The organism is Pseudomonas sp. SbOxS1, from assembly GCF_013416725.1.
GTDB lineage: Bacteria > Pseudomonadota > Gammaproteobacteria > Pseudomonadales > Pseudomonadaceae > Aquipseudomonas.
In genome coordinates, this window is the sequence record NZ_JAAVXC010000005.1 from 42,691 (window position 1) to 62,266 (window position 19,576).

Annotated in this window: 16 protein-coding genes and 1 tRNA gene; 12 read left to right on the forward strand and 5 right to left on the reverse strand. The window is 59.3% G+C overall.

What is annotated here, in order from left to right; translation table 11 throughout:
• Positions 1-37 precede the first annotated feature (37 nt).
• Both HFK74_RS09975 and HFK74_RS09980 read right to left on the reverse strand, forming a co-directional pair.
• A complete protein-coding gene (locus HFK74_RS09975; RefSeq protein ID WP_180203363.1) occupies positions 38-1,393 on the reverse strand; it encodes an aspartate aminotransferase family protein in 1,356 nt (451 codons plus the stop codon).
• Positions 1,394-1,506: 113 nt separating this feature from the next.
• Entirely contained in the window at positions 1,507-3,030 is a 1,524-nt protein-coding gene (locus tag HFK74_RS09980) for a CoA-acylating methylmalonate-semialdehyde dehydrogenase (RefSeq protein ID WP_180203364.1), read from the reverse strand.
• A 412-nt stretch (positions 3,031-3,442) separates the two neighbouring features.
• On the opposite strand from HFK74_RS09980, the gene HFK74_RS09985 reads away from it, so the two are divergent.
• The 10 genes from HFK74_RS09985 to HFK74_RS10030 all read left to right on the forward strand — a co-directional run bounded on the left by HFK74_RS09985 (position 3,443) and on the right by HFK74_RS10030 (position 14,159).
• The gene (locus HFK74_RS09985) at positions 3,443-4,813 is read left to right on the forward strand and encodes a glycerate kinase (RefSeq protein ID WP_180203365.1); all 1,371 of its coding nucleotides are present in this window, start codon (positions 3,443-3,445) and stop codon (positions 4,811-4,813) included.
• 41 nt (positions 4,814-4,854) lie between these two features.
• A complete protein-coding gene (locus HFK74_RS09990; RefSeq protein ID WP_180203366.1) occupies positions 4,855-5,553 on the forward strand; it encodes a haloacid dehalogenase type II in 699 nt (232 codons plus the stop codon).
• A 41-nt stretch (positions 5,554-5,594) separates the two neighbouring features.
• Positions 5,595-5,990, forward strand: a complete 396-nt coding sequence (locus HFK74_RS09995) for a RidA family protein (protein WP_180203367.1) — start codon at positions 5,595-5,597, stop codon at positions 5,988-5,990.
• 36 nt (positions 5,991-6,026) lie between these two features.
• Positions 6,027-7,319 carry an FAD-binding oxidoreductase gene (locus tag HFK74_RS10000; RefSeq protein WP_180203368.1) on the forward strand — a complete coding sequence of 431 codons (1,293 nt, stop codon included), beginning with the start codon at positions 6,027-6,029 and terminating at the stop codon, positions 7,317-7,319.
• Between the two features lie 101 nt (positions 7,320-7,420).
• A complete protein-coding gene (locus HFK74_RS10005; RefSeq protein WP_180203369.1) occupies positions 7,421-8,476 on the forward strand; it encodes an ABC transporter substrate-binding protein in 1,056 nt (351 codons plus the stop codon).
• A 117-nt stretch (positions 8,477-8,593) separates the two neighbouring features.
• Entirely contained in the window at positions 8,594-9,658 is a 1,065-nt protein-coding gene (locus HFK74_RS10010) for an ABC transporter ATP-binding protein (RefSeq protein WP_180203370.1), read from the forward strand.
• Positions 9,655-10,836: an ABC transporter permease gene (locus tag HFK74_RS10015; RefSeq protein WP_180203371.1), complete on the forward strand. Its 1,182-nt coding sequence runs from the start codon at positions 9,655-9,657 to the stop codon at positions 10,834-10,836. Before HFK74_RS10010 ends, HFK74_RS10015 begins: the two co-directional genes overlap by 4 nt.
• On the forward strand, positions 10,833-11,636 hold the full coding sequence (locus HFK74_RS10020) for an ABC transporter permease (RefSeq protein WP_180203372.1): 804 nt from the start codon (positions 10,833-10,835) through the stop codon (positions 11,634-11,636). The genes HFK74_RS10015 and HFK74_RS10020 overlap by 4 nt, the downstream gene beginning before the upstream one ends.
• A 76-nt stretch (positions 11,637-11,712) precedes the next feature.
• Positions 11,713-13,218, forward strand: coding sequence for an aldehyde dehydrogenase (locus tag HFK74_RS10025; RefSeq protein ID WP_180203373.1), 1,506 nt, complete (start codon positions 11,713-11,715; stop codon positions 13,216-13,218).
• A gap of 194 nt (positions 13,219-13,412) precedes the next feature.
• Entirely contained in the window at positions 13,413-14,159 is a 747-nt protein-coding gene (locus HFK74_RS10030; protein WP_368738158.1) for a GntR family transcriptional regulator, read from the forward strand.
• A 95-nt stretch (positions 14,160-14,254) separates the two neighbouring features.
• Here HFK74_RS10030 and HFK74_RS10035 read toward each other — a convergent pair whose 3' ends face one another.
• Both HFK74_RS10035 and HFK74_RS10040 read right to left on the reverse strand, forming a co-directional pair.
• A complete protein-coding gene (locus tag HFK74_RS10035) occupies positions 14,255-15,409 on the reverse strand; it encodes an epoxide hydrolase family protein (protein WP_180203374.1) in 1,155 nt (384 codons plus the stop codon).
• Positions 15,410-15,547: 138 nt separating this feature from the next.
• Positions 15,548-16,465, reverse strand: a complete 918-nt coding sequence (locus tag HFK74_RS10040; RefSeq protein WP_180203375.1) for a bifunctional helix-turn-helix transcriptional regulator/GNAT family N-acetyltransferase — start codon at positions 16,463-16,465, stop codon at positions 15,548-15,550.
• Positions 16,466-16,645: 180 nt separating this feature from the next.
• Between HFK74_RS10040 and HFK74_RS10045 the strand changes: the two genes are divergently transcribed.
• Positions 16,646-16,721: transfer RNA gene (locus HFK74_RS10045), tRNA-Phe, on the forward strand.
• Positions 16,722-16,807: 86 nt separating this feature from the next.
• Here HFK74_RS10045 and HFK74_RS10050 read toward each other — a convergent pair.
• On the reverse strand, positions 16,808-17,080 hold the full coding sequence (locus HFK74_RS10050) for a hypothetical protein (protein ID WP_008054930.1): 273 nt from the start codon (positions 17,078-17,080) through the stop codon (positions 16,808-16,810).
• A 442-nt stretch (positions 17,081-17,522) separates the two neighbouring features.
• Between HFK74_RS10050 and HFK74_RS10055 the strand changes: the two genes are divergently transcribed.
• Positions 17,523-18,884, forward strand: coding sequence for an MATE family efflux transporter (locus HFK74_RS10055; RefSeq protein WP_180203376.1), 1,362 nt, complete (start codon positions 17,523-17,525; stop codon positions 18,882-18,884).
• The last annotated feature ends 692 nt before the right edge of the window (positions 18,885-19,576 follow it).

Here is a 19,576-nt window from a genome sequence, read left to right on the forward strand (position 1 = left end):
GGAAAAGAAAAGCCCGGGTATCCCCGGGCTTCTGTTTTTACTTCAACAGCTTCGCAAGCACCGCTTCGGTTTCGGTCAGCAGGCGGGTTGCGTCCTTCTCGGAAAAGACCAGCGGTGGACGGATCTTCAGGGTGTTGGCGGCAAAGCCGGTGGCAGAAATCAGCACGCGGCGTTCACGCAAGCCATTGACGATCGCCGTGGTGAGGGCGGTATCGGGTGTCTTGGCTTCACGGTCGCTGACCATCTCCACACCAATGTACAGACCGGCGCCACGGACATCGCCAATCTGCTCATACCGGCTGGCGATATCATTGAAGCCATCGCGGATGAAACGCCCCACACGCTGGGCGTTTTCCAGCAGGTTTTCCTCACGGATGACATCGAAGGTGGCCTGGGCGGCGGCAATGGCCACGGTGTTGCCACCAAAGGTATTGAAATAGCGCATGTCCTGGCCAAAACGCGCGACGACTTCAGGCGACACCGCGATGGCCGCCACCGGGAAGCCGTTGCCCATGGGCTTACCCATGGTCACGATGTCCGGATCGATTCCGTGGCGCTGGTAACCCCAGAGCTTGTCGCCGGTGCGGGCAAATCCGGATTGCACTTCGTCGGCCACGAACAGGCCGCCGGCCTTGCGCACGACTTCGGCAACCGGGCCCAGCAGGTCGACCGGGTCGCTGTAGATGCCGTCCGATGAAAACACCGAGTCGACAATGAACGCGGCCAGGCCTTCGCCCCTGCGCTCCAGGTCGCGAATCTGTGCGCTCACCTGATCGGCGAACCATTGGCCCATGGTTTCCTTTGGAATGCGATACGAGTCCGGGCTCGGTACTCGGCGCACCCAGGTGCCCAAGGGTGAACTCTCGCCCAGCGACGGCGAGAAACCAGCGGTGAGGTGCGAGTTACCGTGATAGGCCTCAGACGTGATGATGATGCCTTTGCGCCCTGTATGGTGCTGGGCGATGCGCATCGCCAGGTCGTTGGCCTCCGAGCCGGTGCAGGTGAACATCATGTGCCCGGACTCGCCCACGCGACCGCCGAAGGTGCCCAGCAGTTGTTCGGCATAGTTGATGATGCCGTCCTGAATGTAGCGGGTGTGCGTACACAGGGTATGCACCTGGCGGCTGATGGCGTCTGCCACTCGCGGATGTGCATGACCTACGGAGACGACGTTGTTGTAGGCGTCCAGGTATTCATTGCCATGCTTGTCGTACAGCAGGACGCCTTCACCACGGCTTACCTGTACCGGGTTCTGGTAGAACAGGCGGTAGGCGGGGCCGAGCAGTCGGGTGCGCTTTTCGATCGAGAGCCGTGTTTCGTTGTCCAGATTCTTCAGGCTATCGGGGTTGAAGGCGTTGACCATGGTTGGGCGAGGGTTCGGGGAGTCAGACATGATTTACTCCAGGTTTTCAGCGCGGTGAGCCGGTGCTGATGAGTTAATGTTAGAGAAGTCTTTTCCATGCGGTACTGGAAGATCCGGTCGCGTGGTGTCAGGTCGGGTTCGGCTTATTTCGCCGTAGGCATCACGAACTCCGCACCCTTGGCGATGCTTTCCGGCCACCGTTGCATGACGCTCTTCTGTTTGGTGTAGAAGCGCACGCCTTCTTCGCCATAGGCATGTGTGTCCCCGAACAGGCTACGTTTCCAGCCGCCAAAACCATGCCAGGCCATGGGCACCGGAATCGGTACGTTGATGCCGACCATCCCGACCTCGATCCGACGGGAAAACTCACGGGCGACATTGCCGTCACGGGTGAAGCAGGACACACCGTTACCGAACTCATGGGCATTGATGAGTTTTACCGCTTCAGCGAAATCCTTGACCCGCAGGCAGCCGAGTACCGGACCAAAAATTTCTTCCTGATAGATGCGCATGTTTGGCGTGACATGATCGAAAAGAGTACCGCCAAGCCAGTAACCACCGGCGCAGTCCGGGCCTGCGGCGTCGCCATTGAAACCACGCCCGTCGACCAGCAGGGTTGCGCCTTCCTCAACGCCTTGTTCGATGTAGCCCTCGATGCGATCGCGCGCCGCGGCCGTGACGATCGGCCCCATTTCCGCCGCCAGGTTCATGCCATCGAGGACCTTCAGAGTTCGGGTTCGCTCGACGAGCAATGGCATGATCGCGTCGGCGACCTCGCCCACCAGTACGGCCACGCTGATGGCCATGCACCGCTCACCCGCCGAGCCGTAGGCCGCGCCAATCAGCGCGTCGACGGTTTTCTCGATATCGGCATCGGGCATGACCACCAGGTGGTTTTTTGCGCCGCCGAGGGCTTGCACACGCTTGCCGAAATGCGCGCCGCGCTCATAGATGTAGTTGGCGATGGGCGTGGATCCAACAAAGCTGATGGCCTTGACGCCAGGGTGTTCGATCAGGGCGTCGACCGCTTCCTTGTCGCCCTGGATCACACTGAATACGCCGTCCGGCAGACCGGCCTGCCTGAGCAACTCGGCGATGAAAAGCGAAGGGGTAGGGTCGGTCGGACTAGGCTTGAGAATGAAGCTGTTACCGGCCGCGATGGCCACCGGGAACATCCACATCGGCACCATGACCGGAAAGTTGAAGGGGGTGATGCCGGCCACCACGCCCAGTGGCTGGCGCAGGGTCCAGTTGTCGATGCCGGTGCTGACCTGATCGGTAAAGTCACCCTTGAGCAGTTGGGGAATGCCGCAGGCGAACTCGAGAATATCGATGCCTCGTGCGACCTCTCCCTGGGCGTCGGTAAACACCTTGCCATGTTCAAGGGTGATCAGGCGCGCGAGTTCATCTTTCTGTTGGTTCAACAGTTCAAGGAACTTGAACAACACGCGTGCGCGGCGAATCGGCGGGACATCCGCCCATTTCTCGAAAGCCTGCTGAGCGGCGGCCACGGCCATGTCGACGTCGCTGCGATTGGCCAGGGCCACCCGGCCGGTCACGATCCCGGTGGCTGGGTTGGTGACCTCTTGAAAGCGTTCAGAGGTCCCGCAAGTACGGGCGCCCAGGATGAAATGATCGATCGTTGGAACGCGGCTGGAGCCACTCATGAAATGTATCCCTCTTGTTTTGGTATGGGGTGAACGTGGCCGGCTCCTGCCTTCGCAGAACGTGCCGGAACGGTTTCAGCATACGGAGACTGATGATTGTCGACAATAATCAATTATATAAAAACAGGATAATTTTTTCTTTTTTGACCAGTGGTCGTGGCTTTGAAAAGGGTTGATTTATGGTATTTAAGTCAATAAAAACAGGTAGTTGACTGTGTTTTTAGCAAGAAAAAAGGGTCTGGTATCCGGTCTTGCATAATTGTCGACAATAAACAATAATTCGCACAGCTGGCTCGGTGGTTGAGCGCCGACGGTGCTCAAGGCCAGGCTGGACCAGGTCGCGAAAACGGATGCGGTACGCCGGCCGCGATAAACAACCAGCAATGACAACAACAAGAATGGGTGCGAGGCGATGGGTTACATAAAGAACAGAGAGCAATTGCTGGCCAGAGGCGAGACGGCATTGCGTCGCCTTGCACTCGACATTGCCGAAGCAGGCATTGCCTATGCCGATCCCGGTAACGCATTGCGCCGACAAATCTCGATGGAGGGCGATGCCCTGCTCATCGAAGGGCGCTTGTACGGGGGAGAAGCGGGCAGCAGGATCTTTGTGGTCGGCGCCGGCAAGGCAAGTTTTCCGATTGCCAAGGCGCTCGATGAATTACTCGGCGAGCGTATCCACAAGGGCATCGTCACCTGCAAGTACGGGCAGGAGGGCACCCTCGATCACATTGAGTTGCGCCTGGCCAGCCACCCCATTCCGGATCAGGCTTCACTTGAAGCCGCGGCGGCAACGGTTGAGCTGCTGCGTGAAGTTCGCAGCGGTGACATTGTGTTGTGCTGTTTCACCGGTGGCTCTTCATCGCTGTTTGTCTCGCTGGTACCGGGCATCACGCTGCAGGACAAGGCTATTGCCAATGACATCCTGCTCACTTGCGGCGCCAACATCATCGAAATCAACGATGTCCGCAAACACCTCTCCACCGTCAAGGGCGCTCGCCTGATTCGCGATCTTGCGCCAGGTGTAACGGTCATCAACCTGACGGTATCGGACGTGATCGGCGATGCGCTGGATTACATCACCGATCCCTCCTTTCCTGATCAATCCACCTTCGCCGATGCACAGGCCGTACTCGACAAGTACCGCCTGTGGGATCGCATGCCGGTCGCCATTGCCTCGTTTCTGCGCATGGCGCCGCCTGAGCATGAAACTGTCCGGGAGCAGGAGCTGGAGCATCTGTCGCGGCACGACGTGATTCTCGTCAGCGCCGATGCGGCATGCATTGGCGCGGCCGATGAGGCGCGTCGGGCCGGTATCACCCCGTTGCTTCTCTCGACTTTCTTCGAGGGTGAAAGCAGTGCCCTGGGACGCAACCTGGTGGCCATCGCCAAGCAGATTGCCCTTGACGGACGTCCGCTCTCGCCCCCCTGCATTTTGATCGGCGGCGGTGAAACCACCGTGACCACCAGTGAGAAGCGTGGCACGGGCGGGCCGAACCAGGAGTTCGCCGTTAGCGCGGCGCTGGAACTGGCCGGCACCACTGGCATCGCGGTGGTAGGACTGGACACCGATGGCACGGACGGACCGACGCAATATGCCGGCGGCGTTGCCGATGGCTCTACAGCAGGCCTTGCCATTGAACTGGGCGTCGACCTGCACCAGGCCTTGACCCATCACGATGTAACGCCGGCGTTGGAGCGCATATTTCATGTGGTTAAAACGGGCGCGACAGGCACCAACGTCAACGATCTGAAACTCGTGTTGGTGATGAATCCGGTCTGAGACAGCGAAAACAGTGCGGTATTTTTTGAGGAGAAGAAGAAATGCTTAATGGTGAAAAGCCAACCTGGCTGACGTTTGATTGCTACGGAACCCTGATCCAGTGGGACGAAGGTGTTCGCGCAGCACTCACGGAAATTCTTGAAAAGCGCGGTCGTACCGACATCGCCATCAAGGACATCATTGCCTGGCACGACGGCCGCGAACATGAGCTCGAGCAATCAGTGCCATTCATGAAGTTTCGCCAGATAGTCTCCATGAGTTTTATCGAGGCGATGGCACATTTTGGTGTGACGACCGACTCGTCCGACTTCGAGCTCCTGCTATCGAGAATTTCGGCCATGCCGCCGTTTCCCGAGGTCGTGGCGGCCTTGACGGAACTCAAGTCGATGGGCTTCAAGCTGTGCATTGTCTCCAACACGGAAGACGCCGTGATCGCCGGCAACGTTGCGCAGCTGGGTGGCGCGATCGACCGGGTGATCACCGCCGAACAGGCCCAGGCGTACAAGCCCAATCCACAGCTTTTCAATCATGCATACCGCGAACTGGGCATCGACAAGAGTGATGTGGTGCACATCTGCGCCTCGCCGTTGCTCGACCTCACGGCTGCCCGGGATATGGGCTTTCGCTGTGTCTGGATCGACCGCGGGACCGGGCGCAAGGCGCCACACGACTACACGCCTAACGCGGTACTTCCCGACCTTTCGCAGGTACCCCGGTTGTTCAAGTCGCTGGGCTGGTAAAGACATTACAAACGCTCGATGAAAACCCTACTGGAGGCAACATGTTTACTCGCTTGAACTATTCCGATCGTCCGGCGCCGGCTACGCAGTTTTCCGAAGCGGCCCTGGTCGACCGTGGCACCCGGCTGCTGATCACCTCGGGTCAGATCGGTGTCGGTCCTGACGGCCGTCTTGCCGAAACCGCGCAGGAACAGATCGAAATCACCTGGCAGAACATCCTGCAATTGCTCAAGGAAGCGGGCACTTCAACTGAGCATATCGTCAAGGCGACCACCTACCTGACCAGTACCGATGACATCGGTCTCTATCGCACGATTCGCAACAAATACATCCCCGACGTGCGTGCCTGTTCCACCCTGGTCATCGTGCCAGCGCTCGCGGACCCGGGCTACAAGGTCGAAGTGGAACTGATCGTGGCGGTTCCCGATCACGCATGACAAGGGCCATCCCTCGCGCAGACATGGTGTAGAAAAATGAACAAGAAAAAGCTCCATACGGTACTTCAACCACTGGACGTGACGGCCTGGACAGCAACGGCGGAGAGTGCGCCGCAGCTGCAGTCGTTGCGCGAAGATCTCACAGTGGATGTCGCCATTGTCGGCGCGGGGTTCACGGGTTTGTCCGCTGCGATCGAGCTGGCATCCAGTGGCGTGACGGTCGCGGTACTGGAGGCCGGCCTGGTCGGCGGCGGTGCATCGGGTCGCAACGGCGGACAAATCAACCCTGGACTCAAGCTTGATCCACATGTCGTTCTCGCCAAACACGGCGACATTGCCGAGCATGCGCTGGATTTCGCCGGCAAGGCTCCGGACAAGGTATTCGATATCGTCGCCCGGTATGACATCCAGTGCCATATCAAGCGCACCGGCTGGCTGATGCCGGCGCATCGCGAAAGTGCCGAGGCAGACCTGGCGCGTCGCGCCGAAGGCTGGATACGTCGAGGCGTCAAGGTGCGCACCCTCGATCGTGCCCAAACCTGCCGGATCACCGGTAGCCGAGCCTACACCGGGGCGATCATCGACCCTCGGGGCGGGAACCTGCAGCCATTGAGTTACGTGCGTGGCCTGGCGCGGGCAGCGCTCAGTGAGGGTGCCCAGCTGTTTGACAATACTCCGGTCCAGGACCTGCGAAGGGAAAATGGCAACTGGGTCCTGACGACCCCTTGGGGGAAGGTTCGCGCGCCCCAGGTCATTCTGGCCACCAATGGGTACACCGACGGTCTTTGGCCTGGCCTCAAACAGACGATCATTCCGATTCATTCATTCCAGATCGCAACGGTTCCTCTGGATGCATCCCTGGCCGCATCGATCCTGCCCGAAGGGCACCATGCGGCCGATACACGCCACCTTATTCAGTATTTCCGAAAGGATCCGGCGGGACGGTTTTTCCTCGGCGGCGAGGGCAAGTCCGGCGGTCCCAGGACGCCCGAGGATTTTTCGCATTTGTACCGCTCGATGCTGGCGACATACCCACAGCTTCAGGGTGTGCCGATCGAGTACGCCTGGTCGGGTCGCCTGGCCGTCACACCGGATTACCTGCCGCACGTGCATGAGCCCGCGCCGGGCATCAGTGCGGTGCTTGGCTGCCAGGGGCGAGGGATCGCCATGATGACGGCGATGGGGCAGTCCATCGCGGCTCATCTGCTTGATCGCACTTCGCAACTGGGCCTGCCGGTGACCCGGCTCAAGCGTATTCCGTTCCATGGTTTGAACCAGCTCTATGCATCCGTGGCGTCGAGTTACTTCCGGATGATGGACGTGAACTGATGGCGGGGATTTTTGTGATTGTTGTCCGGTGGTAGTTATCAGGTCCCTGCCCACGCTCCGTGGCGCAGGGCTTCGCATGAAATAACGATCAGGGGAATATCATGTTGCACAAATTCAGGTTCGCTCGTTGTATCGGCACCGTCGCAGTCTTGACCTGCGCAGTCACCGCAGGTCAGGCATGGGCCAGGGATCTCACCGTTGTCGCGTGGGGGGGCGTAACCCAGGATGCGCATCGGCAGATCTATTTTGAGCCCTTCGCCAAATCGGTCGGCAAGCCCGTCATCGAAGACTCATGGAATGGTGGCTACGGTGTTCTGCAGGCCAAGGTCAAGGCGGGAAAACCGAACTGGGATGTTGTTCAGGTCGAGTCGGATGTACTTGATCTCGGTTGCGCCGACGGCATCTTCGAAAAGCTCGACTGGAGCAGGATCATTGCCAAGGACAAGTTCCTGCCCGATGCCATCAGCCCCTGCGGTGCCGGCGTGTATTACTGGTCGGTTGCGATCGGCTATGACGCCGACAAGCTTGCGGCGGGGCCCACCGGTTGGGCGGATTTCTGGGACGTAAAGAAATTTCCCGGCAAACGCTCGCTGCGCAAGGGTGCCAAATACAACCTGGAATTTGCGTTGCTCGCCGACGGGGTCGCACCCAAGGACCTCTACGCAGTGCTCGCTACACCCGAGGGCGTAGACCGCGCATTCCACAAGCTCGACGAGCTGCGTCCGAACATCGTCTGGTGGGAAGCGGGCGGGCAGCCATTGCAATACCTGGCTTCCGGCGAGGTGGTGATGGCGGCGGTGTACAACGGCCGGCTGACCAACATCAGCAAGACCGAGCACAAGAACTACAAGCTGGTCTGGGATGGCAGCATCTACGCGCTCGACAGCTGGGTGATCCTCAAGGGCGCCGAGAACAAGGCCCAGGCCCAGGACTTCATCGCCTTCGCCAGCCGTGCTGAAAATCAGGCGAAGTTGCCGAGCATCGTGTCTTACGGCGTACCCAACCGTGATGCCGCGCCGTTGATTGCAAAAGCCGATTTTGTCGATCTGCCAACCAACCCGCAGAACATGAAGAACGCGATCGCGCTGAACACCACGTTCTGGAACGACCATCTGGAAGACCTGACGGCACGCTACAACGCCTGGTTGGCGAAGTAAGGGCATGCCATTGGGATGAGGCTGCCGGCGATCGCTGCAGCCCATCCCGACACCGAGGCGCCGGCAGCTGCTACGGCTGCCGCACGATAACAACAATAGGCTCAGAGGGTGCCCATCGTGAATGACTTCAGAATACGTTTCGCAGGCGTCACAAAGGACTATGGATCGATCAGTGTGATCGACAATCTTTCCCTGGATATCAAGGAGGGTGAGTTTGTCAGTCTTCTTGGGCCGTCGGGTTCCGGCAAGACGACGCTGCTCATGATGCTCGCTGGATTCGAAACAGTCACCGGCGGCGACATCATCGTCAATGGTGTCATCGTCAACGACCTGCCTCCCCACAAGCGCGACATGGGCGTCGTCTTCCAGAACTATGCGTTGTTCCCCCACATGACCGTGGGCGAGAACGTCGGTTTCCCGCTGCGCATGCGCGGTATCAATCGAACAGAGATCAAGAAGCGAGTGGCGCGGGCACTGGACATGGTGCAGCTCTCCGCGCAATGCGATCGCCGCCCGACCCAACTGTCAGGTGGGCAGCAGCAGCGGGTCGCCCTGGCGCGGGCGCTGGTGTTCGAACCGCGTGTGGTGCTGATGGACGAACCGCTGGGGGCGCTGGACAAGCAGTTGCGCGAACAAATGCAACTGGACATCCGTGCGCTGCACAATCGCCTGGGGCTGACCATTGTCTTCGTCACGCACGACCAGTCTGAAGCGCTGACGATGTCTGATCGGATTGCCGTGTTCAACAAAGGCAAGATCGAGCAGATCGGTTCTCCAAGAGAGATCTATGACCGCCCCCAGACCCGCTTTGTCGCGGAGTTCATCGGCGAGACCAACCTGCTCGAAGGGCGACTGGTGAGCATCGATGGAGAGCGGGCGGATGTGGTGCTGGAGGGCGGCGTCAAGATCAGTGTGTCGTCCTCGGGGCTGAGTGTGGGGCAGAACGTGCTGGTCTCGGTCAGACCCGAAAGGCTCACGCTCATCGACAGCGTGAACAAGGTCAATTCCCTGCCGGTAAGAATGGTGGATGCGGTGTACCAGGGCGATCACCTGCGGGCTGAGCTGGCGGGGGAAAACCTGACGCTGACGGCGCGCCTGTGCCGGTCCGCTCCCGAGCGTTCCACGGGGACCCAGGTAGTGGCTTATTTCGATCCCCGGGATTGCTGGATGATCGCATCATGAAAACTCTTTCAAGCGCAAACCGTCGGTCTGCGGCGCTGCTGGTAGTCCCGTTGTTCCTGTTCATGCTGGTGTTTTTCCTGTGGCCACTGGGAACGGTGATGCAGCAGGCGGTTTCGGACAATTCAGTGCTCAATGTCCTGCCACTGACCCGGCAGGCGGCGGCGGACTGGGATGGGCAATCGCTTCCCGGAAGGGAGGTGGAACAGGCGTTGGTGGATGACATTCGCAATGTGTCCGACCAGCAAGCCATTGGGGAAATGGTGCGTCGCCTCAACAGCGCCTACCCAGGCTTTCGTACGCTGATCAGCCGGACCCAGGCGGCCGTGCAGGCCAGCGATGGCCCGGTCGACCTCCAGGCCGTGGATGCCCGCTGGGCGGATGTCCGTTACTGGCAAACCATCAAGGGTGCGCTGTCCCCGGTGACGGATCGTTTCCTGCTGGCTTCCGTGGATCTGCAGCGCGACGGGCAGGGCGCCATTGGCGAGATGTCGAGTGATGCGTCGGCCAACCGCGTCATCATGCTTCGCACGTTTTCCATGACGGCGACGATTACCGTGATCTGTCTGCTGATCGGTTATCCGTATGCGGTGTTGATGGCGAGTGCCAGTGGCCTGTGGCGCAACATACTGCTCGGCGCGGTGCTGCTGCCGCTCTGGACATCGTTGCTGGTGCGAACCACCGCGTGGTTCATCGTCCTGCAGGACAACGGCCTGGTAAACCGCTTGCTGATGATGCTGCACCTGACCGACACGCCCGTTGCGCTGATCTTCAACAGGACGGGGGTCATCATCGCCATGACCCATGTGCTGCTGCCTCTGATGGTCTTGCCGATCTACAGCGTGATCCTGGGAATACCACGCAACCTGATGCCCGCAGCAGGGTCGTTGGGTGCTCGTCCGCTGCGAGCCTTTTTCGAAGTGCTATTGCCGTTGAGCATGCGCGGCGTTACCTCGGGCGTCCTCCTGGTGTTCATGTCGGCCGTGGGCTACTACATCACGCCGGCGTTGATCGGCGGCCCGAAGGACCAGATGATCAGCTCGGTCATCGCCTTCTATGCGACGGGTGCCGCCAACTGGGGCATGGCCAGTGCCCTGGGCCTCGTGCTGCTGGTCATCACCATTGTGCTGTACGCGGTCTATCAGCGACTTTCCACCCGTGAGCAGGGGGCGACCCAATGAAAGCCAATCCTCTTCTGATTATTTTCGGCGCGTGCATGGTGGTGTTTTTGCTCGCGCCTCTACTCGCCGTACTGCCTCTGGCGTTCACGTCCAGCTCCTTCCTGGTGTACCCGATACCGTCGATGTCGCTGCGTTGGTTCGAGCGATTGTTTACGGCTCAAGCCTGGCAGATGTCGATCGTCAACAGCCTGATCATGGCGGTGGGGTCCACGGCATTGGCCACTTGCCTGGGGACGCTGGCTGCCCTGGGGCTGCGCAGAAAGACCACGCCCCTGCGTGGCTTGGCCAACTCCCTGTTCATGCTGCCGATGGTGGTACCGGCGGTGGTGCTGGGGGTCGGGATGCAGATGTTCCTGGAGCGCCTGGGCCTGACGAACAGCTACATCGGGGTGATTGTCGCGCACACCGTGCTCGCCGTGCCGTTCGTGGTCATCAGCGTGTCCGGCGCACTGGCCGGCATCGATCCGAGGATTGAATTGGCTGCTGCCAGCCTAGGCGCCAATCCCTTCAGGGTCCTGGGTACGACGACGCTGCCGCTGGCGTTGCCCGGCATCCTCACGGGGGCGGTCCTGGCATTTGCCACGTCGCTCGATGAGGTGGTGCTGACGCTGTTTGTCGCCGGGCCTGGCCAGCGCACGCTGGCCTTGCAGATGTTTTCCAGCATCCGCGAAAACATCAGCCCCGAAATTGCCGCGGCGGCGTTCCTCTTCATCATGGGCACCCTGTCCATTGGCGTGGTTTTGATCGTTGCCCGCAAGCGGCTTTACGCCGTGCGGGGGCGGGTTGTGAAGCTGGCGTAAAGGCGGCCTGGCGGTTGCCCATGGATGACACGGGCGGCGGCTGGCAGGTTAATCCTCAACTTTCTGGACTCTTGAAATGGATAGACACTTTGACACCTCGTATTACCATCAAATCGCAACGTCCTTGGTGCTGCCTGATCGGCCGTACATCAACGGACGGTTTGTCGAGGGATGCGATGTGGTCTACGAGAATGTAAATCCGGCGACAGGCCGAACCTTCTCGACGATCTCGTTCTGCAGTGCCAGGCATGTGGACCAGGCGGTCGACGCGGCACGCGCTGTGTTTGATTCCGGCGTCTGGTCCCGATCCCGGCCGGAGCATCGCAAGGATGTCCTGCTGACGCTTGCTCGCTTGATTCGCGAGAACGCCACTGAGCTGGCAGTGATGGAGTCACTGGACAGTGGCAAGCCGATCAAGGACTGCCTGCACGAGATCGGAACCGAGGTGCCGAACTTTTTCCAATGGTACGCAGAACTCATCGACAAGACCTTCGGCAAAGTCGCCCCCACCGGTGACGACGTGACAGCGTTTGTCGTTCAGGAAGCCATTGGCGTGGTCGGGGCGATCGTTCCATGGAACTTCCCGTTGTTGATGACCGCATGGAAAGTGGCCCCGGCATTGGCCGCCGGGTGCAGCGTGATCCTCAAGCCGGCGGAGTTGACCTCCCTGACGGCGCTGCGCCTGGCCGAATTGGCTTCGTTGGCCGGTGTCCCTGACGGGGTGTTCAACGTGCTTCCCGGCTACGGTCACGATATTGGCCAGGCCATGGGCCGACACCAGGGGATCGACGCCATGACCTTCACCGGGTCCGGCGTTGTCGGCGCCCAGATACTGGGCTATGCGGCGCAAAGCAACCTGAAACCGGTCGGCCTGGAACTGGGTGGAAAGAGTCCGTTCATTGTTCTTGAAGACGCGCCATTGACCGACGACTTGATCGCCAATGCGGTCAATGCGGCCTTCTGGAACGCCGGACAAAATTGCACGGCCAATATGCGGCAAATCGTCCATGCCAGCCGCAAGGAAGAGTTTTTGCATAAGGTCGAGGCGAAAGTGGCTGCGCTGAAAACCGGAGATCCCCTGGACCCTGAAACCGAGATCGGGCCGCTGGTTTCGTGGAAGCAGCGAGATCGGGTGCAAGGTTTCATCGACAAGGGCATGGAGGAGGGTGCGCGCCTGGTCACCGGCAATCGCAACCTCGACCGGCAAGGCTTTTACCTGGACCCTGTGGTGTTCGATAACGTGAAGGCCGATATGGTCATCGCCCGCGAAGAAATCTTCGGCCCCGTCCTGGGCGTCATCGGGGTGCAAGACGATGACGAGGCACTGCAGCTTGCGCGCGATACCGAATACGGTTTGCATGCCACGGTCTTTACCCGGGATATCGATCGCGCACTGCACTTCGCTCGCCAACTCCCCTGTGGCGTTGTCGGCATCAACGGGTTTACCGAGGGTGATGTAAAAACGCCTTTCGGTGGTTATCGACGTTCGGGGTCGCTCTCCCGGGACAAGGGTGTCGAAGCCATGCAGCAATACGTGCAGACCAAGACCGTCTGGATTCGATCGTTGCGCGGGGTTGACTGAGTTTCGGTGTTTTTTGCCGTGCCAGCATGGGGAGTAACAGCCGCCGGGTTACTCCTCAAGATCGACATTTACAGCGGGTCACCGCACGCCATCGTCGATAGAGAGCGCTAAAAATTGGCGACAATTTTGTTCGCTTATGATTGCAGAGTTGCTAACATTCAGGGCTCAAGAGTCTGATTGAGGCGAGAGTCGACGTGACGTTATTAAAAGTTCCCAAGGTCGTAAAGCGTCCTGCAGAAGTGCAAGCTGCCGATGTGCTGCGGGAGTCTATTATGTCGGGCAAGATCCTGCCCGGTGCGCGCGTGACCGAGGTACTGCTGTCCGAAGACATGGGGCTTTCCCGCGCAACGGTGCGTGCGGCCCTTCACCAACTGGAAAAAGAGGGGCTGACCACGCTCATCCCCTATACCGGCTGGACGGTCATCTCCTTGACGACGAAGGATGTCTGGGAACTCTATACGCTGCGTTCAAGCGTGGAGCGTCTGGCGGCCCAGCTGGTGGCAACCAACATCGACGCCAGCAAGCGTACGCGCCTGAATCGGCACTTTCAGACCCTGGTCGATGCTTGCCAATCGGAGAAACCGGAGAAGATCGCCGAGGCGGACTTTGCCCTGCACAAGGGCATCATTACCCTGGCGGACCATGGTCGCTTGCTGTCTCAATACGAATTCATCGAGCGTCAGATTCGTCTTTACATCCGATCCAGTGACTCGTTGATCGAGGATGGCGAGACGATTGTCGAGCAACATCGCCCGTTCGTGGAGGCGATTCTGGCGGGTGATGCCGAAGCCGCCGGCTCCTTGTCCGAGGCTCACAACCTCAGTGAGGGCAAGAAGCTGATCGATCACCTGCAAAAGTTGATGCCTGATGACTCACCCAATAGCTCCCCTGATGGTCGTTTGAAACATCTCAAGCCACGTGCCAAGGCTTCAACGAAGTAATGGCCACCACAAGCGTGTCTCCTGCATCGCAGTGAAGAAAAAACGGGCGCCAATAAGGCGCCCGTTTTTCCTGCAACCGCACATCTGGCCTGGAGCTAGCGCCGCAAAGGCCTGAAGAATGCCCTGATTTCTTCAGCAAGGATTTCGGGCTGCTCCAATGCTGCGAAATGACCCCCACGCGGCATAGGCTCCCATCGCTGGACATCAAATACGCGCTCGACCCAGCTGCGTGGTGGCATGGGCAGCTCTTTGGGAAACAACGCCACACCCAACGGAGTGTCCACTCGCTCGTTGTCCTGGAAAACCAGCGGTTCAAGTCGATTTTCCTTGTATAACCTCAAGGTTGCTTGAATGCTCCCGCTGAACCAATAAAGCGCAATGTCGCTGAGGAGGGAGTCAAACGGCACCACTTGTTCAAGATCGTCGGGATGATCTACCCACGAGTGGAATTTTTCGACAATCCACGCAGCAAGGCCCGCTGGCGAGTCTGCAAGCGCGAAAGCCAGGGTTTGAGGTTTAGTCGCGTGCAAAGCCGCGTATGCACCTTCGGCCGCCGCGAACTGGCCGCTTCGATTCAGGAAGTCCTGTTCTTTTTCGTTCAAGGGGGCCTGGGCCCCGCCTAGAGGTGGCCTGAAACTACCCGGGATGTAATTGAGATGGGCGCCTATCAAGTTGGGGCTGAAGTTACGAGCGAGCCACATCGATACACCCGCACCGATATCGCCTCCCTGAGCGCCAAAACGATCGTAACCCAGCTCTCCCATCAACGATGCCCAGAGTCCTGCGATTTGCCTGGAGCTGATACCCGCTTTGGTCGGAGCAGGAGAACAACCGTAGCCGGGTAGAGAGGGCACGACTACATCAAAGGCGTCTGAGGCATCACCCCCGTATTTCGCAGGATCAGTCAGAAGCGCGAGCAACCGTTCCATCTCCAGGAAAGAGCCCGGCCAGCCGTGGGTAATGATCAGTGGCATGGCGTTGGGCCCAATCCCCCGCTGGTGCAGAAAATGAATCTGCTCGCCGTCAATTTCCGCCAGGAACTGTGGCAACCGGTTTATTCGCTGCTCATGAATGCGCCAGTCAAATTGGTTGCGCCAATAATCCAGGAGGCGCGCAAGAAAGTTCGCGCTGGTACCGTCATCCCAACTGTCCGCCGCCAAGGTGTCTGGAAAGCGTGAAGCGCGCAGGCGTCGATCCAGGTCGTCAAGCTGCTCTGGGGTAATGGCAAGCGTGAAAGGGCGGATCGACATGACGATTCTCTATGTGACGGGATGTGGGGCGGCACGGTTTTGCGATCTGCAACCTTGCCTGTGTCGAAGACACCAGGGACACAGGGAACGGTTGAAAAAACTGCCCCTTTTGTGGTCCTTTCAGTGCGGTCAACGCTACTACAAATCCCGAGCCCAGGTCTGGCTGACGAGGTCTTTTCCGAAGCTGTGGACCTGTTCCTCTTCGACCAGTTGAAAGCCTGCCTTCTGATACAGCTTTCGAGCATCGCCAAGCACGCTGGTGGTCCAGAGGATCATGCGCTTGTATCCAGTCTGGCGTGCAAATCGAAGGCACTCTTGCAGCAACCGATTGCCGATTCCCATGCCTCTGGCGCTCGCATCCACGTACAGCATCCGCAGCTTGGCGGTTGTCTCGTCATGCCTGACGACAAAAACCGAACCGATGACCTTGCCCTCTTTTTCCGCGATCCAGCAGCGCTCGCAGGACGGATCGAACTCACGAAGGTACTTGGCAACGATTTCGGCCACCAGCGCTTCGAACTCTGAATTCCAACCGTATTCGCGTGCATAAAGTTCAGCTTGCTGCTGAACGACAACCCCCATGTCACCCGCTCGAGGATCGCGCAGAAGGTAGGAGCGATCGCTGCCGCCCAACAGCGTCTGTATCCGTGCCATGGCTTGGGTCAATTGCTCTTGCTGTGATTCCGGCAAGCGTTGCAGCATCACCACGACTTCCTCACGAGCGGCTTGCTCCAGGGAGGCCAGGACCGTGCGACCAGGGTCGGTGAGCTGGATTTGTGATGCTCGGGCATCGCTTGCCGAGCGAGTCCTGGCAATCAGTCCTTTTTTCTCGAATCCTCCAATGACCCGGCTCAGGTAGCCAGCATCCAGGCCAAGCATCTGGCAGAGGTCTGAACTCTTCAGGCCAGCACTGGCGCCCAATTCATAAAGGATGCGAGCTTCGGTCAACGAAAATTCGGCTTGAAGCAGATGCTCCTGCAGGGCGCCGATCTGGTGGGTGTAGAACCGGTTGAAGCGGCGTACCGTTTCGGCGCGCTCAAAAAGGGGCTCGGTCATGGAAGGGCTCACATGGTTGCTTATGGCAATTATATTGTTGACATAGGCAACTATGTCAATGCTGAAAAATGAATCCTCTCTGTGTGGGAATAAAGGACAATCGTAAGTACAGGTATTTGTTAAGTTTTTTTGATTTCGTGCTTGACGCCCGAGCAGTAAAGAACGTTTAATTGCGCCGCGGCCCAGATAGCTCAGTCGGTAGAGCAGGGGATTGAAAATCCCCGTGTCGGCGGTTCGATTCCGTCTCTGGGCACCACCTTTCGTTTTCAGGTGGTTCCAACACCACCTGAAACACCCAAGAACCCGCCTTGTGCGGGTTTTTTGTTATCTGCGGTTTTTCATTTACTCCGCCGCCTGCGCCCGCAAGCGCCGCCCAATCACATCCATCAAGTCACAACCATCGCGTAACGGAATCGCCAGCAGCTTGGAAAAGTCCGACAACACCACCGTGTCGCAACCTATCTCGGCACGAAAGGCGATGTTTTCCAGGACCTGTGTCACCGTGCGAATGCGGTAGTCCGCCATGGCTTGCAGAACGTCGAGTGGGGCTTGGGTGTCGATGAGCAGGGAGGCCGGGATCAGGTCGATTCCGGTGAGGGGCATGTATCTTTCCATAGGTGAACGCTCCGATCAGTGCAAAGGTTGACTGTCCCTCATTCGTCGCCAAACAAATGGGTGACAGCTGTACGCAGGTTGGCGAACCGGGATCGGAATCCGGCAGACCCGAAGGTCTCCCGCGCACAACTGCCATAAAGACAGCTTTGCGGACGTGCAAAAGCACCTGCAAGAAAGCACAGAGCTTTTGCACCCGATCAGTCAGGTCGCCAAACCCGGTCGCCATTTTGGACGACGGGGCGGACTATAAGCTTCATCGGATCGATGGGCAAGGTGAGGCATTCCGAGCTTTATGTAGGACCTGTGATGATGAATTCTCAGACCTTTCCCATCACTTCGCTGGAAATCCAAACACAGACCTGAGATGGTCATCGCCCGTTGGTTTCAGCCACCGAAGCTATCCTCAATCAACACGCCAGCCGTCGAGATGGACCTCTACCCAATGCAAACCCCAGCCCAACCGCAACGCGCCCTCTGGAAAACCTACCTGCTATTCCTCGCCCCCATGGTGCTGTCCAATTTCCTGCAATCCATGTCCGGCACCGTGAACAGTATCTACATCGGCCAGATGCTCGGCACCCAGGCCCTGGCGGCCGTGTCCGGCATGTTCCCCATCGTGTTCTTCTTCATCGCCCTGGTCATCGGCCTCGGCGCGGGGGCGGGTGTGTTGATCGGGCAAGCCTGGGGGGCGCGTGAGACGCATTTGGTGAAGGCCATTGCCGGGTCGACGTTGTTGTTGGGGTTGTTGATCGGGTTGGTGGCGGCGGTGGTGGGGAGTGTGTTTGCGCGGTCTTCCTTGGTGGGGTTGGGGACGCCGGGGGATGTGCTGGACGATGCGGTGGCGTATGCCCATGTGATGTTGTGGTTCATGCCGACGTTGTTGGTGTTTGTGTTGTTCACGCAGTTGCTGCGCGGGGTGAGTGATACGTTGTCGCCGTTGTTGGCGCTGGTGGTGTCGACCTGTATCGGCCTGGCGCTGACGCCGGCGTTGATTCGCGGCTGGTTGGGGTTGCCGCCGATGGGCATTCAGAGCGCGGCGTTTGCCGGGTTGGCGGGTAACCTGGCGGCGATGGGGTGGCTGGCGTGGCGTTTGATTCGCAAGGGCCATCCGTTGGCGCCGGACCGAGAGTTTTTCGCGGCGATGAAGCTGGACACGGCGATCCTCGGCAAGGTGTTGCGCATCGGCTTGCCCACCGGGTTGCAGATGGTTGTGCTGTCGCTGTCGGAGCTGGTGATCCTGGCGCTGGTGAACCAGCACGGTTCCCAGGCGACGGCGGCGTACGGGGCGGTGACGCAGATCGTCAATTACGTGCAATTCCCGGCGCTGTCTATTGCGATCACGGCGTCGATCCTCGGCGCGCAGGCGATCGGGGCAGGGCGCATCGAGCGGATCGGGCTGATCCTGCGCACGGGGTTGATGATCAACGTGTGCCTCACTGGTGGGCTGGTGGTGTTGGGGTATTTGCTGTCGCACTGGTTGCTGGGCTCGTTCCTCACGGAAGACGCAACGCGCAGCATGGCCGAGCACTTGCTGCACATCATGCTCTGGAGCCTGTTGGTGTTCGGCTTCCAGGCGATCATCGGCGGCATCATGCGCGCCAGCGGTACGGTGATGGTGCCGGTGGCGATTTCGATTGTGTGCGTGGTGGGCGTGCAGTTGCCGGTGGCGTATCTGCTGGATGCGCGGTTTGGGTTGCAAGGGGTGTGGATGGCGTTTCCGGTGGCGTATCTGGGGATGCTGGCGTTGCAGACGCTGTACTACAAGCTGGTGTGGCAGCATCAGAAGATTGAGCGGTTGGTGTAGGGAGGGCGGGCGCCAAGATCGCAGCCTTCGGTAGCTCCTTCAGGGGAACGCATTCACCAGCGATCAGGCCGGCCGGTAGGCCGCGTTGGCTTTTGCTTTGATTTTCTTGCCACCTCTCGCCCTGAGCCTGTCCGTCAAAGTCAACACATGTGGGCAATTGTTGTCGGAGTACATATCCATTGCTGCGGTAACGGCGGCTTATGGTTTCGCCCTTACGGCGACTCACTTTTCCAAGCGCCGAAAAGTAAGCAAAAGGCTTTGCCCCACCACTCGGTGCCTCGCTGTGGCTCGGCATGCCCTCACTCCGGCATTGCTCCGTGGGTCGCCGCGATGGGCCATCCCTGGCCCAGCGCGGCTAAACCGGCGTCCTGCCGGTTTCCCCACTGCGCAATGCCTGCGTTCGGCCATCGTGGTTAACGGGGCACCCAGATCAAAAGCCAAAGCGAGGCGGCCTTAAAGCCGACCTGATCTTTGCTGATACACCAATCCCCTGTAGGAGCCAGGCTTGCCGGCGAACCAGGCGCTGCGGTGTGTCTGTTGTACCGCGTTATCGTTCTTCGCCGGCAAGCCTGGCTCCTACAAGGGGAATGCGTACGGCTCCCGATCAGGTCGGCTTTAAGGCCGCCTCGCTTGCGCGTTTGATCTTGATCTGGCTTTTGATTTTCTTGCCCCATCGAGAGGCCGAGTGGAGG